Consider the following 14,168-nt stretch of genomic DNA (forward strand, 5'->3'; position numbering starts at 1 on the left):
ATTACAGAAAGTCTTTAATAATTTGGGTTAAACCTAAAATTTCATGTTCTGTATTAAAACTATGCAAGCAAATTCTCAATCTTTCACTACCCTCTTTTACGGTTGGAGAAAAAACAGCGTAGGTAAGTAAATCACATTCCAACAAAGCATTTTTCAAAGCTTTTAATTGATGATTATCAGGAATTATTATTGCTTGAATAGAGCTTTCCATCGATGATAAGGTTTCGATATTTTGATGAGTGAAAGTTTTAATATTTTGTTGAAGTTTCACTTTTAACTGAGGATTATTCTCTAAAAACTGATACCCGCTTTGAATGCTCATCCACAAAAAATCGTGCGACGAAGTCGTATAAATAAAAGGCGACGCAAAATTGATTAAGTAAGAAGCAACCACTTGATTCGTTAAAATTGCCGCACCATGACTTCCCAAAGCTTTCCCATAAGTAACTACCGTAGCAAAAACTCTATTTTGAAGCTGAAATTTATGCACCAAACCCAATCCAAAAACTCCAAAAGCATGAGCTTCATCAACAATTAAAAAAGCATTGTACTTTTCGCAGATTTCCAAAATTTCTCGTAGCGGAGCAATATCGCCGTCCATAGAATATAAACTTTCGATAGCGACATACGAAATTCCGTTTTGCTTTTTCAGAATTCGTTCTAAATCTTCAACATCGTTGTGTTTAAATTTTAACTTTTTTGCATTCGACAATTTGCAACCATCGTGTACAGAACGATGAATTTGCTCATCTACAATTATTGTATCATGACGGCTCGGAAGCGCAGAAAACAACGCCAAATTCGCATTAAACCCCGACGGAAAAAGCAAAGCAAAATCTACTTGATGCTCTTTTGCGATAAAACCTTCAACCTCAGAAACCAGAGTACTATTTCCGCTAATGAGGCGAGAACCTGTACTTCCTTTCAAAAGTTTTGGGTTTTCTTCAACTTTTTGGAATAGCAATTTCTGAAACTCTTCATTTCTTGCCAAACCCAAATAATCATTAGAGTAAAAATCAATTCCATCTCTTTTGGGATGTAATGCTCGTAAAGTTTCGCTCGCTTTTCGCTTTTCTAGAGCAATTTGAAAATTCTGTATAGGATTATGCATGATTTAGCTGCAAAACTTCTTTGGAAATTGCATCAACCCATTGTTCGTGAAGTTCTTTTTCAATTTTCAAAATTACTTCCGCATGAATTTTCCAATCTTCTGAAAACTGATCTAGTTGATTGATCATTTCCTCTAAATGCCCCTCTTCCTCCAAAATAATAGACTTTACCATAACTTTAGAAGAATATTTCGTTAAAATATCTTGATAAACAGGATATAATTCATCGGCTCGAACTTCAATTGAGTACGTTACAAAAAGGTATGCTGTATATTTTAATTCTTCTTTATTCAGTTTAAAATTTTGCTGTAAATATTTACACGCTTTAATGTCTAAAGCATGAAGATATTGCCTTGTTGCAGTTGGCGCCAATAACTCATGTTTACGATACATTTTACATAAACCAGAACTGATTTTTAAAATTTGTTTTTTTAAATAATATGCGTGTCGATGCTCTTCTGCCGCATGTTTCAATTGAATTAAACTTACTTCGGTTGCATGTTCACAAGCAGAAATTTTTCTTGCACCTGCATTTTCCATAAAAGAAAGTGTGTTCAGCCATTTTGCGTGCGTTTCGTTGTTCTGAACAATTTTGTCTAAAAGATTGTACAAATCCATTCATTTTTGATTTGCTTCAAAAGTAGTATATTGCCGGATGGCTAAAGTGTACCAGTTTTAAGATTATGGATAGTCCGGTTAAGATTCCTTACCAAAGTTTCATTAGCATAGAAAGAAATTCTGAGGTTTCTATCTACATGCAAATTTCAAATCAATTAATCAACGCAATACAGCGTGGTTTTTTACCTTTTGGAACAAAACTGCCCGGAACACGCATTTTAAGTCAGATTTTAGAAGTTCATAGAAATACAATAGTTTCTGTTTACGAAGAACTTTTTGCACAAGGTTGGGTTGAAAGCATTCCCAATAAAGGAACTTTCATTATCGGAAAAAACCAGAACAAACCCATCGAACTTAAACATTTTGAGAAAAAACAACTTGAAAACTATCCAAAATCAACAGGTTTTTCATTTAAAACTTCCAATATTTTAGACAATCCTTTTGAACATTCTGATTGCGAATATATTTTTAACGACGGGATTCCTGATATTCGTTTAACCCAAATCGATCAACATTCGAAGATTTACAGCTCTATTTTAAAAAGAAAAGCGCACAAAATTGGTCAGTACAACCAAGACGGAAGCGAATTTTTCAAGAAAAATCTTTCTCAATATTTGAATCTTTCACGCGGTTTACCAATTTCAAAAAACAATCTACTGATTACAAGAAGTACAGAAATGAGCATTTATATTGCCTCAGAAATTCTACTTTCAAAAGGCGATACGGTTTTAGTTGCAGAATTGAGTTACTTTTCAGTCAATATGATTTTTCAAAAAACCAGTGTGAATATCCATTCTATTCCTATCGACCAAGACGGGATTAAAGTGGAAGAAGTAAGAAATATCTGTACAAAACAAAAAATCAGAATGCTTTACCTTACTCCACATCATCATTATCCAACAACTGTAACTTTAAGCGCACAAAGACGTCTTGAATTGTTAAAACTAGCGCAAGAATATGGTTTTATCATTTTAGAAGACGATTATGATTATGATTTTCATTATGATAAAAGTCCAATTCTTCCTTTAGCAAGTGCAGATACAAGCGGAATGGTTGTTTACATTGGTTCTTTCGGAAAATCTCTCGCTCCTGGTTTTAGGACGGGTTTTATTGTAGCTCCAGAAAATTTAATGATAGAAATGCGAAAATATCTAGGAATAATCGATAGACAAGGCGATGTTTTAATGGAACATGTTTTAGGCGAAATGATTGCAGAAGGAGAAATTAACAGATATTTAAAAAAATCACTAAAAATTTATCAAGAACGAAGAGATTATTTTTGTGATTTGCTTCAATATTATTTAAATGAAGACCTTGATTTTCACAAACCTTCAGGCGGTCTTGCTGTTTGGACGAAATGGAAATCCTCCATTAACCTTATGAAACTGAGCCGTGAATGTGCAAAAAACAACGTTTTTATCCCTAAAACATTACTTTATCAGAACAAAAACCTTACCGCAACTCGCTTAGGATTTGGAAATTTAAACTTCAATGAAATGGAAAAAGCAGTGGAAATAATCTCCAAGAAGTGTAGAGAAATTTAATACCGAAGAAATTTTATGAATAATAAGAAGACGAAATTGAAATTATAGAAACAGAAATAAAAAAATTATACTTCAAAGAATCGTTCGAGGATTTTGGTTTTATCTCTTTTTCTGAAAATTAAGAATAAAAAAAAACGTCATTCAAACTTTATAAAGTGAATGACGTTTAATGGTTTTTGAACTTTACAAAAGTAAAATTTATTTCATTTTGCATAAAATATTTCTATTTGATATTTTTATATTAAACTTAATCTTTGAATAGCGACACCCTTGTAAAAGAATCTACCTCCACCGTACAATCCATATTAGACTGAAGATACAACACATAACCTCTACCCGGATCTAAACTTGCAGGATCGGCAATTGTGTAGAAATAAAATGAAGCAACAGTTCCTGCAGCAGACCCCGAAGGAATCAACGAAATGGCATCTACTAAAAAGCCAGAATCTGGATTGGTAAGATACGCCCTAACTGCTCCCGAAGAACTCGCCCCTGGAGTTACTCTTGTAATCAATCTCCAAAGATGAACCTGTCCGTTAATTTCATTTTCCCTCCATTTATTAGTTGCTGCAATGTAAATATTAGCTGTTTGCCCCGGGAAAGGAACCGTAGTTTCTGGCCAACTTGTTGTAGGTGCTGAAGCAAAAGTAAGCGGCGTAGTATAGGTTACAGGAACCGCTGCTCCATAAGAATTTCCACTAGCACTTAATGTAATATTTGGTTTAACACCACCATTTCCACCATTTACTTTTACAACTCCATCATTACCCGCCTGAGAAGAAGTGGCAACAAACAACTGTCTCCAAACTGTACCATCCCAAAACTGAAAAGCACTTTGCGTTGTATTAAAAATTAGAGTTCCTGGAGCCAAAGAAGAATTCACAACTCCGGCGGGGGGAACAGTTGCCGTGTTGTTATCTGCTAAAGTTGCATCTCTCTGTAAATCTGTCAAACGTGGGATTAAAATCCCTTTACTTGTTGAAGTAATGTCTAGTACGGTAGCTCCATTTGGAGTTTCTGTGTTTATACCCACTTGAGCATAAAAAAGTGAAAATAAATTCGCAAAAACGAATAGATAAAGATTTTTTTTCATGATTTATGACTTTAGTGATGTAAATTTAGCGAATTTCCACAATTAGTAATTAAAAAAAATAGTTAAATTTTGCTTTTTAATTATTTTTTTTAATCATAAAACATTTATTATAATCATATATCATGTAAAAATGAAAAATCATTTAATTTAATTCATTTTTTAAACTAAAGAATTATTCACCAATATGTTTAGAAATTATATCAATAAAAAAAGCGACTGATAACGTGATCAACCGCTTAAAAAAAAAAAAAAAAGTGCAATTCTAAATGGAAAAAAATTTCACATATGATGATTTATTTCTTAATCTTTAAACAAAGATACTCTTGTAAAAGATTCTACTGTGATTGTACATTGTACATTAGATTGTAAATTAAGAATATACCCTCTTCCCGTACCTAAACTATCCGGATCTGCGATGGTATAAAAGTAAAAAGTAGCAACAGCTCCTACTCCCGCAGAACCACTTGGTACCAATTGAACTGAATCTACAATAAAACTTGTATCAGGATTGGTAAGATAAGCCCTTACAGCGCCAGCAGAATTCGAACCTGGTGATATTGTTGTTACCAGTCTCCATAGATGCACCTGCCCATTGATAGAATTCTCTCTCCACTTTGATGTTCCAACTGTATATATATTTGCAGTTTCGCCAGGAAAAGGAACCGTATTTTCTGGCCAACTGGTTGTAGGTGAAGCTGCAAATGTTAGCGGAGTTGTATACGTAACAACGGTTGGGCTCCCATAACTGTTACCTGTAGAATTCAATGTATACACTGGTTTAACACCACCATTCCCACCGTTTACTTTTACAACTCCATCATTCCCTGCTTGGGAAGAGGTAGCCACAAACAACTGTCTCCACAACGTTCCGTCCCAATACTGAAATGCTTTCTGAGTCGTATTATAGATCATTGTTCCTGCAGCTAGCGCAGTATTTACAACACCGAGAGGCGGTACTGTAGCTGCATCGTTATCTGCCAAATTTGTATCTCTTTGAGTATCTGTCAAGCGAGGAATTAAAATTCCTTTATCACTTGATGTAATGTCTAACACTGTTGCCCCATTTGGTGTATTTGTATTGATGCCTACTTGGGCATAACAAAAGGACATGAAATTCGTAAACACGAATAAGTAAATAATTTTTTTCATCACTTTTGAGTTTTGCTCTATAAAGATACAAAATTCTCAATACAGAGAGTGAAAATTTTCAATTAAACTTGAATAAATACAGTATTTTTTTAATATCAAAAACATTCTTTAACGCAATTATTTAACTAAATGCAAAAAGTTTTAAAAAAAATATTAATCACCACCCTTTAAATAAAAGGAAAAACTCACAGTTCAGAGTTTAAGTTTTCATACAATAAACACTAAGGTTTTTCAGTTGTTTTTTTTATTTTTTTTTATAAAAATTGATCACTTTAGATAAAGTAGTAAAAAAAAAAGCCCCAAAAAACTAAAGTTAAGAGGTCTTTTTACCAACACATCAATAAAAATTGGGTTGATTTATTAAAAAAAATAACGTCCCTATATCATTTTCTGTGAGTCTTTTATAAATTGTTCTAATCCACTATCTGTGAGAGGGTGTTTCAATAATGATAAAATAGGCTGAAGAGGACATGTAACCACATCTGCGCCTAATTTTGCACAATTGATAATATGCATCGAATGACGGACTGAAGCTGCAAGAATCTCTGTTTCGAAGCCGTAATTATCAAAAATAAGTCTCAATTCTTCAATTAATGTAAGTCCGTCTGTAGCAATGTCATCCAATCTTCCCAAAAAAGGCGAGACATACGTTGCACCTGCTTTTGCAGCCAATAATGCTTGACCTGAAGAAAATATTAATGTGCAATTTGTTTTTATCCCTTTATCTGAGAAGTATTTTAATGCTCGGATTCCGTCTTTTATCATCGGGATTTTTACCACAATATTAGAGTGTATTGCCGCAAGTTCTTCTCCTTCTTTAATCATCTCTTCGTATGTAGTAGAAAGAACTTCTGCAGAGATGTCGCCGTCTACAATTTCGCAGATTGCTCTATAATGAGCAAGAATTGCTTCTTTTCCACTAATCCCTTCTTTAGCCATAAGGGACGGATTTGTAGTGACACCATCCAAAATACCAAGTTCATTTGCTTCTCTAATGTGTTCTAAATTTGCAGTATCTATAAAAAATTTCATACAGTTTTTTAAGTTTAAGGTTTTATTTTTTTTGAATCAGAATCAATTATGATGTCCCATATTAAGCTTTATTTTTTTCAAATCTTCCAATTGATGTACAGGTCTTTCTATTTCGTAAGGAATTGGCATTTTTGAAAAAGTCTGAAAATATAAAAGACAAGCATCCTTCCACCAAACAGCATCTTTAGCCTGAATTTGCAATCTCGCCTGAACTTCAGCAAACCTCTCTTCATCTATGTAAGAACCTACACGATCCCAAACTTTTTGATAATTTCTTACCTCTTGTACACCAGTATCATATTTTAGGCATAATTCTTTCCAAAGACTGTTTCCGTTTTTCATTTTATGATTCCACGGTACATGATGAAACCACAACAGTAGATTTTCCGGACAGGATTCGATGCTTCCGTACATTTCATTTAAAGGAGGAAAATATTGAGAAACAGCATTGCTGCCAGTATTTGTTCTGTTGAATCCGATTCCGTTTACATTAGCTTGATGATAATAAACGGGTGACCAATCTGGTCTTCCACCTTTATAATCTCCCCAAGGTTCTGGACCATAATGATGTCCCGATGCAAAAATGTGATGTAAACCCAACGGCATCATATAATCTACCGCAGTTTCTCTAGAAAAAAGCATGATGTCTTTTACAGGATCCAAAAATTGTTTTTGGTCTGTGAATGTCATCTTAATCCATTCCTCAGCAATTTGTTCAGAAGAAAGATGATTATTCCACGCCAATCTTCCGAATGCATACCAATTGGCCTGAGCAAAATGATGCCCTGTCCAATTTTTATCTTCACCTATGTTCGCAACAGCAGAAATTGCAGTGATTGTAGCATTTCTTAAACTACCATCGGTGATTTTTGCAATGGTAGAACCTTTACCGTAAGAATACGTATCGCTATCCAACGCCTCTTTAAATAATGGAGCCAAATACACCAAATGATTAGAAAAACCTAAATACTCTTGGGTAATCTGAAATTCTACCATCTCTGAAGTTTTTTTCAATGCTCCGAATAAAGGATTAAAAGCTTCTCTTGGTTGAAAATCTACCGGTCCGTTTTTCACCTGAATAATAACATTGTCTCTAAATTTTCCATCTAAAGGCACAAATTCCAGGTACGCCTGTTTCGCTCTATCGTCTTTGCTTGGGCTATATACAAATGCCCTCCACATAACGATTCCACCATAAGGTTTAAGAACATCTGCCATCATATTGGCTCCATCTGCATGCGTTCTTCCATAATCTTGTGGACCAGGTTGGCCTTCAGAATTAGCTTTCACCAAAAAACCTCCAAAATCCGGAATCATGCTGTAAATTTCCGAAGCTTTGTCTTTCCACCATTTTTGAACATTTTTTTTGAGCGGATCTGAATTTTCTAATTTCCCCAAAACTTTAGGTGAAGAAAAATTTACCGACAAATAGACTTTTATTCCATAAGGTCTGAAAACTGCAGCCAAAACTTTCACTTTCTGTAAATAATCTGTTCTCAGCATTTCCGGAGATGCATTCACATTATTCAAGACAACAGAATTAATTCCTATGGAAGCATTTGCTCTGGCGTATTCTTTATAACGCGGCGAAAGTTTATTAGGAAGATCTTCCCATTTCCAAAGTGAATGGCCTGCATAACCGCGTTCAATTGTGCCATCAAGATTATCCCAATGGTTTAAAACTCTTACATCGTACGATGGTTTTTCGGTAATATTTAAATTATTTATATCCGCTTTTGTTTCCTGAAGCCTTAAAATATGATAAACTCCATACAGTAAACCTATTTCTCTTGCCGAAGAAATAACAATCTTACTAGAGTTCGATGTAATGATATATCCTTCTTTCAGCTTTTGTAATGAATTATCTTTGCGTAATTCTACCAACTGTCCTTGCCAATAATTCATTAATTCATTTTTGGCAATTTCTATAGTAGGAGATTTCAGTTTTGTGAAAATTTTTTCTGTAGAAATCCCTTTTTTCACATTTGGAAAACGCAACCATAGCTGGCTTCCATCTTCTGCCATTATTGATATGGGAAAGAAAAACAGTAATATTAAAAAGGTTGGAAGATTCCTCATTTCTGTAAGCAAATAGAGTTGTAATATTTTATTTATCAAGTCCTTCAATCGTTTTAAAAGTACCATCTTCATTATACTCAAGCTCTACAACTTTCATACTTCTAAGCCACGTTCTTCCACCACTAGGAACAGAATCATGGTAGAATAAGTACCACTTTTGTTTAAACTCTACAATACTGTGGTGGGTAGTCCACCCAACAACAGGAGTTAGAATTACTCCTTGATAAGTAAAAGGACCATACGGATTATCTCCAGTCGCATAACACAAAAGATGGGTATCTCCTGTAGAATAAGAGAAATAATATTTGCCATTATACTTATGCATCCACGACGCTTCAAAAAAGCGATGTTCATCACCATGAAGAAGCGGATTTCCTTCCGTATCAAGAATTATTATATCTTTTGGTTCCTCAGCAAACTCTAGCATATCTTCGCTCAACAAAGCAACTTTTGAAGGGATAGCGGGTTGATTATCCTCTGGAAGAATAGCCGATTCTAAAGCTTTATTATTTCTGTAACGTTGTAGCTGACCTCCCCAAATCCCGCCAAAATACATATAATGCTTACCGTTTTCTTCAAAAATACAAGGATCTATACTATAACTTCCCATCATAGGATGTTTTTCCGGAACGAACGGACCATAAGGTTTATCACTTACTGCTACCCCAATTCTGAAGATATCATTTTTATCCTTTAAAGGAAAATACATATAATATTTCCCGTTTTTGAAAGCTACATCGCAATCCCAAAGCTGCCTTCCAGACCATGGTATGTCTTTTACAGAAAGTACAACGCCATGATCTGTAATCTCTCCGTTTTCTACATCGTCCAAAGAAAAAACATGATAATCATTCATATCGAAATGATCTCCGTTATCATTTTCTTCAATCCCGCTTTCACGATCGTGAGAAGGATAAATGTATAGTTTCCCTTCGAATACATGCACTGAAGGATCTGCCATAAAATCTTTTGGAAAGAGATATTTTGAATTATTCATTACTGTTTAGTTTAAAAAAAATTATTTATTCTCTGTTAATTGTATAAGTTTCTCTACAATTGGCTTGGTTTGATATTGCCTATCAAAAAGTAAAGGATAATCTGTTCTTCCTTTAATTGGAAAATCGTTTTTCCAGGATTGCTGATCTGTAACTCCCCAAAATGTAACTCTTCTTATGTTTTTCTGATACTTTAAAAACAACTTAAAAAATTCCTCATACCTACTTTCCCATTCTGTTTGTACAGTTGCAGGTAAACCATTTTTGTAGGGATTCATTTTTTCGTCATACGCTACTTTGTCTGAGATATTTGCTGATGTTCCCCACGGCGAAGGAAGCGGACTAATATCTAACTCTGTAATATTAACTTTAACACCAGTGGCTGCATAAGCTACAATAGCATTTTCGTATTCACCGATTTTAGGGGTATCCATCCCAACGTGAGCCTGCATCCCTATTCCGTCTATTCTAATGCCTTTAGCCTGAAAATCTTTCACCAGTTGACTTACTTTTTTTACTTTATCGGGAAACCATTCATTATAATCGTTATAGTATAGCTGAGCTTTTGGATCTGCCTCCTGCGCATACTGGAAAGCAAGAGGAATAAACTCTTCACCTAAAATTTCGTAGAACTTAGATTTTCTATAAGACCCATCTTCCATAATGGCTTCGTTCACAACATCCCATCCTTTTACTCTTCCTTTATATCTTGAAACCACTGTTGTAATATGATTTTTCATTCTTTTTTTTAAAATTTCTGGAGTAACATTTTTACCGTTTTCATCCACAAAAAACCAATCAGGAGCTTGAGAGTGCCAAATTAAAGTATGACCAATAATGAACATCTTATTTTTTTCACCAAACTCAACAAACTTATCTGCATCATCAAAGAAAAATACACCTTCTTTAGGCTGCAAATACATAGATTTCATGCAGTTTTCCGCTACAATAGAACTGAATTGCTTTTTGATAATATTCACAGATTTTTTATCAGAACCATGTATTTGGTCAACATTCATGGCTGTACCTATGTAAAACTTATTTTTATATGCTTCTTTTAATGAGCTTTGATGCTTTTGTGTACTACAATTAGATACAGCCAAAGCAATACAACTTAAAACAATAAATTTTTTCATAATCTAATTTTTTATTTTCTTCTTTCAGCTAAATCTTTTTCAATTTGAACTTCCATTTTTTTATTGATTTTGTAGAGAAACAACAATGCGCATGCTAATAAAAATGGTATTGAAGGAAATACACTCACAAGCATTTTAGATCCTGTTGCTACCGTTTCTGGCTGAATAACTTGAGCAAGTCCTTCCGAAGAAACGTAACCATAATATCCAATAATAGATGACACCAAGGCACTTCCTATACTTAACCCCACTTTCAAACCTACCATCATGGCAGAAAAAATAATAGCTGTAGCTCTACGGTTGGTTTTCCATTCAGAATAATCGGCTACATCCGCAATCATCGTCCACAAAATTGGGGTACTAATCCCATAAAAAAAACCATGAATCATCTGTGATGAAAACATTAATGCAACTGATTTAGGCGGAAAGAAAATAAAAATCAGAAAAAATAAAGTAGAGATAAAAAGGGAAGCCATAAAAGCATCTCTTTTTCCGTATTTATCTGCAAAACGTTTTGAGAAAGTAATGCCTACAATCATCATGATAATTCCACCAGCATTAAACAATCCGAAACCGGCAGATCTTACATCTTCACCGAAAAAGTTCAGACCAATAGAACTGAAAAATGATGTAATTGGTGAAATAAATGCTTTTAGTGAAGATACATCTACATAATTATTAAAATAATATACATAAGAACCTCCTTTCATCGCCAAAGTAATAAAAATAAGCGTCGTAACCACCAACATAATTACCCAAGGTCTGTTTTTAAAAAGGTCTTTAAGATCCTCAGACAAACTAGATTTTTGTTCAGGTTTAGGAACAATACGCTCTTTTGTTGTAAGAAATGTAATAAGCAAAAGAACAGATCCTATAATTGCCAACCAAGTCATTACAATTTCAATTCCTACTGTTTTATTGCCGTCTCCAACAGATAAAATAATTGGCAACATAAACACCTGTACAAAAAACTGTGAAAACATTACAGCAACAAAACGATAAGAAGAAAGACTGTTTCTCTCACTCATGTCGCCTGTAATAACGCCACTTAAAGCCGCATATGGAAGATTATTTGATGCGTAGAGCAGTAAAAGAAATGAATAGGTAATTGCCGCATAAAGTATTTTTCCTTTGTATGAAAAATCTGGTGTGCTAAACGCTAAAATTGCTGCGACACCTAAAGGAATCGCAGTAAACAAAATCCACGGTCGAAATTTACCCCATTTACTATTGGTGCGATCTGCCAATGCCCCGACAAGAGGATTAAAGCCAAAACCTGCCACCAAACCAACAACCAAAGTAATAAGTGAGGCATCTTCAGGTTTAAGACCGTAAATATCGGTATAAAAATAGGCGAGATACGTTACCAAAGTCTGAAAGACAAGATTGGCAGCCAAATCTCCGAAGCTGTACCCTATCTTCTCGATGACTGATATTTTCTGTGAGTTTTCCATTTATAGTTGATGTTATTATTGATATGTTTTTAATTATTCTGTCGTAAAAGGCGAAGCGGGCAAACCTTGCTTATTTTTGAGATTGGCTTCATCAGGATTATCGGCCCATGCATAGCGTACTGCAGTTGGTTTTTGGATTTCGTCATTCCAAACAATTATTTTTCGTCCATCGATTTTAGCTTTTGCCCATTTAAAGTTTCCTTCTTTTTCCTTGATGGCAAAACCTTTTAGTATAGACTCTTCGCTAAAGTCGTTACTGCCTTCCTTAAATGATAAAACAATGGTATTGCCTTCAACTTTCATCGATTCATAAATAGGTCCATCTGCCACAAGATTTTTATCGTACAACGCTTTTTGAGCCTGTAGAGAAAGCCTTATTCCGACATCCTTTTTGTTAAGCGGATGTATGTCATTCCACTCACCAATATCGATTGTTACAGCAAGACCGGTATTTGGAACTGTTTTTGAAACTAAAAATTGTTGATTTCTTAGTTCTGCCCAACCACTTTCTGACGGGTACTTTTGCGTTTGCATAAAACTTGTAAGCTGCACAATTTCAAAAGGAGCGTTTTCGGTATTCCAAAGCTTTCTCCAGTCATTAATTAACGAAGTTAAAAGATGACTATACTCTCCCGCTCTTCCTGTATTGGTTTCACCTTGATACCATGCATACCCGCAAAACGAATAGTTTTGTAGGGGCGCAATCATCGCATTGTAAAAACCAGTTGGCTTTTGAGACGCAGAAGGAACTGCTTGGTAAGCAGGCATTCTTACACCCAATGCATATTTCCAATTTGTTGAAAGATCTATTTCAGCGGCAGAAGTAATTAATTTATAAGGCTTGTCGTTTACAAACTGAGGCATCCCAGAATAACTGATTAACCTTACTGTTACTGTATTAATTCCTTCTTTCAATAAAGATTTTGGTACTTTATAAATTCTTGGTGGATATTGATATGAAGTAGTACCCACAAAAGCACCATTCACAAAAACAGAATCTGCATCTACAATACATCCCAAACGCAAAACAGCATCATTTTTCACTTGATTTTCGGTAAGGGAAATCTTTTTTCTGAACCAAAAAGAGCCATTCATCACCATTTTTTTACTGTCTTTACTCCATTCTTTATGATTAAGATCTACCGTTTGCCATTGTTGATCGTTGTAATCTTCTGAAAACCATTTTTTGGAAGAGCTTATACCTAGATCGTTTTTATGTAAAGTTTGCAGCCAAAAATTTCTTCTTTCAGAATCGAGTTGATTTATTTTCTTTACCAAAGCATCATCCAGATACAAATCTCTCTCATGTAGGTAGTGAGGAAATTCCTTCAACCCCTCTTCGCTAATCCACGACTCAATAGGTGAACCACCCACAGCCGAAGTAATAATACCCACTGGAATTTTGTTTTTCGCATACTGGTCTTTTGCAAAAAAATATCCAACGGCCGAAAAATCTTCTGCATTTTCAGGGGTTAAGCTTTTCCATTGTGCGGGTAATATTTGCGATTGAGGAGCATGATAATTACTATTAATCGGTACTCGCAGATGATGAATGAAAGCATTCGAATCTTTATTCACCTCATCGCTATACTTATCCATCACTCTTCTCACAGGAAACTCCATGTTCGATTGACCTGAAAAAAGCCAAACATCTCCAATTAAAATATTGTTGATGGTAATTTCGTTGACATTCATACTATATGGTCCTCCTGCTTTCATTTTAGGCAAAACAACCTTCCATTTCCCTTGTTGATCGGCAATTGTTTTATAGTGTTTCTTTAAAAAAGAAATTTCAATTTCTTCACCAGGATCTGCCATTCCCCAAATATTCAGATTTTGATTTCGCTGCAGCACCATTCCGTCTGAAATAAGCGCAGGAAGTGTAATCTTAGCCAAACAAAATTGTGTTGCTAATAAAAATAGTAGGGCAAAAAAACGATTGAATTGAATGTTTTTCAT

Annotated in this window: 11 protein-coding genes; 1 reads left to right on the top strand and 10 read right to left on the bottom strand. The window is 34.6% G+C overall.

Annotated features, from left to right (window positions below; genetic code table 11):
• Position 1 precedes the first annotated feature (1 nt).
• Together AC2A1D_RS16990 and AC2A1D_RS16995 are read right to left on the bottom strand one after the other, a co-directional pair.
• The gene (locus AC2A1D_RS16990; RefSeq protein WP_484044771.1) at positions 2 to 1,111 is read right to left on the bottom strand and encodes an aminotransferase class I/II-fold pyridoxal phosphate-dependent enzyme; all 1,110 of its coding nucleotides are present in this window, start codon (positions 1,109 to 1,111) and stop codon (positions 2 to 4) included.
• A complete protein-coding gene (locus tag AC2A1D_RS16995; RefSeq protein ID WP_484044772.1) occupies positions 1,104 to 1,727 on the bottom strand; it encodes a hypothetical protein in 624 nt (207 codons plus the stop codon). The genes AC2A1D_RS16990 and AC2A1D_RS16995 overlap by 8 nt, the downstream gene beginning before the upstream one ends.
• A gap of 65 nt (positions 1,728 to 1,792) precedes the next feature.
• On the opposite strand from AC2A1D_RS16995, the gene AC2A1D_RS17000 reads away from it, so the two are divergent.
• On the top strand, positions 1,793 to 3,271 hold the full coding sequence (locus tag AC2A1D_RS17000) for an aminotransferase-like domain-containing protein (protein WP_484044773.1): 1,479 nt from the start codon (positions 1,793 to 1,795) through the stop codon (positions 3,269 to 3,271).
• A gap of 247 nt (positions 3,272 to 3,518) precedes the next feature.
• Here AC2A1D_RS17000 and AC2A1D_RS17005 read toward each other — a convergent pair whose 3' ends face one another.
• From AC2A1D_RS17005 to AC2A1D_RS17040, 8 genes are all read right to left on the bottom strand, one after another.
• On the bottom strand, positions 3,519 to 4,364 hold the full coding sequence (locus AC2A1D_RS17005; RefSeq protein WP_484044774.1) for a hypothetical protein: 846 nt from the start codon (positions 4,362 to 4,364) through the stop codon (positions 3,519 to 3,521).
• Between the two features lie 300 nt (positions 4,365 to 4,664).
• Positions 4,665 to 5,513, bottom strand: coding sequence for a hypothetical protein (locus AC2A1D_RS17010; protein ID WP_484044775.1), 849 nt, complete (start codon positions 5,511 to 5,513; stop codon positions 4,665 to 4,667).
• 378 nt (positions 5,514 to 5,891) lie between these two features.
• The gene (gene fsa, locus AC2A1D_RS17015; RefSeq protein WP_484044776.1) at positions 5,892 to 6,545 is read right to left on the bottom strand and encodes a fructose-6-phosphate aldolase; all 654 of its coding nucleotides are present in this window, start codon (positions 6,543 to 6,545) and stop codon (positions 5,892 to 5,894) included.
• 42 nt (positions 6,546 to 6,587) lie between these two features.
• On the bottom strand, positions 6,588 to 8,570 hold the full coding sequence (locus AC2A1D_RS17020) for an alpha-glucuronidase (protein ID WP_484044777.1): 1,983 nt from the start codon (positions 8,568 to 8,570) through the stop codon (positions 6,588 to 6,590).
• Positions 8,571 to 8,652: 82 nt separating this feature from the next.
• On the bottom strand, positions 8,653 to 9,621 hold the full coding sequence (locus tag AC2A1D_RS17025; protein ID WP_484044778.1) for a glycoside hydrolase family 43 protein: 969 nt from the start codon (positions 9,619 to 9,621) through the stop codon (positions 8,653 to 8,655).
• A 21-nt stretch (positions 9,622 to 9,642) separates the two neighbouring features.
• Entirely contained in the window at positions 9,643 to 10,755 is a 1,113-nt protein-coding gene (locus tag AC2A1D_RS17030) for an endo-1,4-beta-xylanase (RefSeq protein ID WP_484044779.1), read from the bottom strand.
• Between the two features lie 11 nt (positions 10,756 to 10,766).
• Entirely contained in the window at positions 10,767 to 12,209 is a 1,443-nt protein-coding gene (locus tag AC2A1D_RS17035) for an MFS transporter (RefSeq protein ID WP_484044780.1), read from the bottom strand.
• Between the two features lie 33 nt (positions 12,210 to 12,242).
• On the bottom strand, positions 12,243 to 14,168 hold the full coding sequence (locus AC2A1D_RS17040; RefSeq protein ID WP_484044781.1) for a sialate O-acetylesterase: 1,926 nt from the start codon (positions 14,166 to 14,168) through the stop codon (positions 12,243 to 12,245).

It is taken from the genome of Chryseobacterium sp. HNCC26DJ239 (assembly GCF_057180445.1).

Bases quoted from the DNA above. Each gene is read 5' to 3' on its own strand.
- AC2A1D_RS17010 (WP_484044775.1), bottom strand. From the start codon at position 5,513: ATGAAAAAAATTATTTACTTATTCGTGTTTACGAATTTCATGTCCTTT.
- AC2A1D_RS17025 (WP_484044778.1), bottom strand. From the start codon at position 9,621: ATGAATAATTCAAAATATCTCTTTCCAAAAGATTTTATGGCAGATCCT.
- AC2A1D_RS17020 (WP_484044777.1), bottom strand. From the start codon at position 8,570: ATGGCAGAAGATGGAAGCCAGCTATGGTTGCGTTTTCCAAATGTGAAA.
- fsa (WP_484044776.1), bottom strand. From the start codon at position 6,545: ATGAAATTTTTTATAGATACTGCAAATTTAGAACACATTAGAGAAGCA.
- AC2A1D_RS16995 (WP_484044772.1), bottom strand. From the start codon at position 1,727: ATGGATTTGTACAATCTTTTAGACAAAATTGTTCAGAACAACGAAACG.
- AC2A1D_RS17035 (WP_484044780.1), bottom strand. From the start codon at position 12,209: ATGGAAAACTCACAGAAAATATCAGTCATCGAGAAGATAGGGTACAGC.
- AC2A1D_RS17005 (WP_484044774.1), bottom strand. From the start codon at position 4,364: ATGAAAAAAAATCTTTATCTATTCGTTTTTGCGAATTTATTTTCACTT.
- AC2A1D_RS17030 (WP_484044779.1), bottom strand. From the start codon at position 10,755: ATGAAAAAATTTATTGTTTTAAGTTGTATTGCTTTGGCTGTATCTAAT.
- AC2A1D_RS17000 (WP_484044773.1), top strand. From the start codon at position 1,793: ATGGATAGTCCGGTTAAGATTCCTTACCAAAGTTTCATTAGCATAGAA.
- AC2A1D_RS16990 (WP_484044771.1), bottom strand. From the start codon at position 1,111: ATGCATAATCCTATACAGAATTTTCAAATTGCTCTAGAAAAGCGAAAA.
- AC2A1D_RS17040 (WP_484044781.1), bottom strand. From the start codon at position 14,168: ATGAAAAACATTCAATTCAATCGTTTTTTTGCCCTACTATTTTTATTA.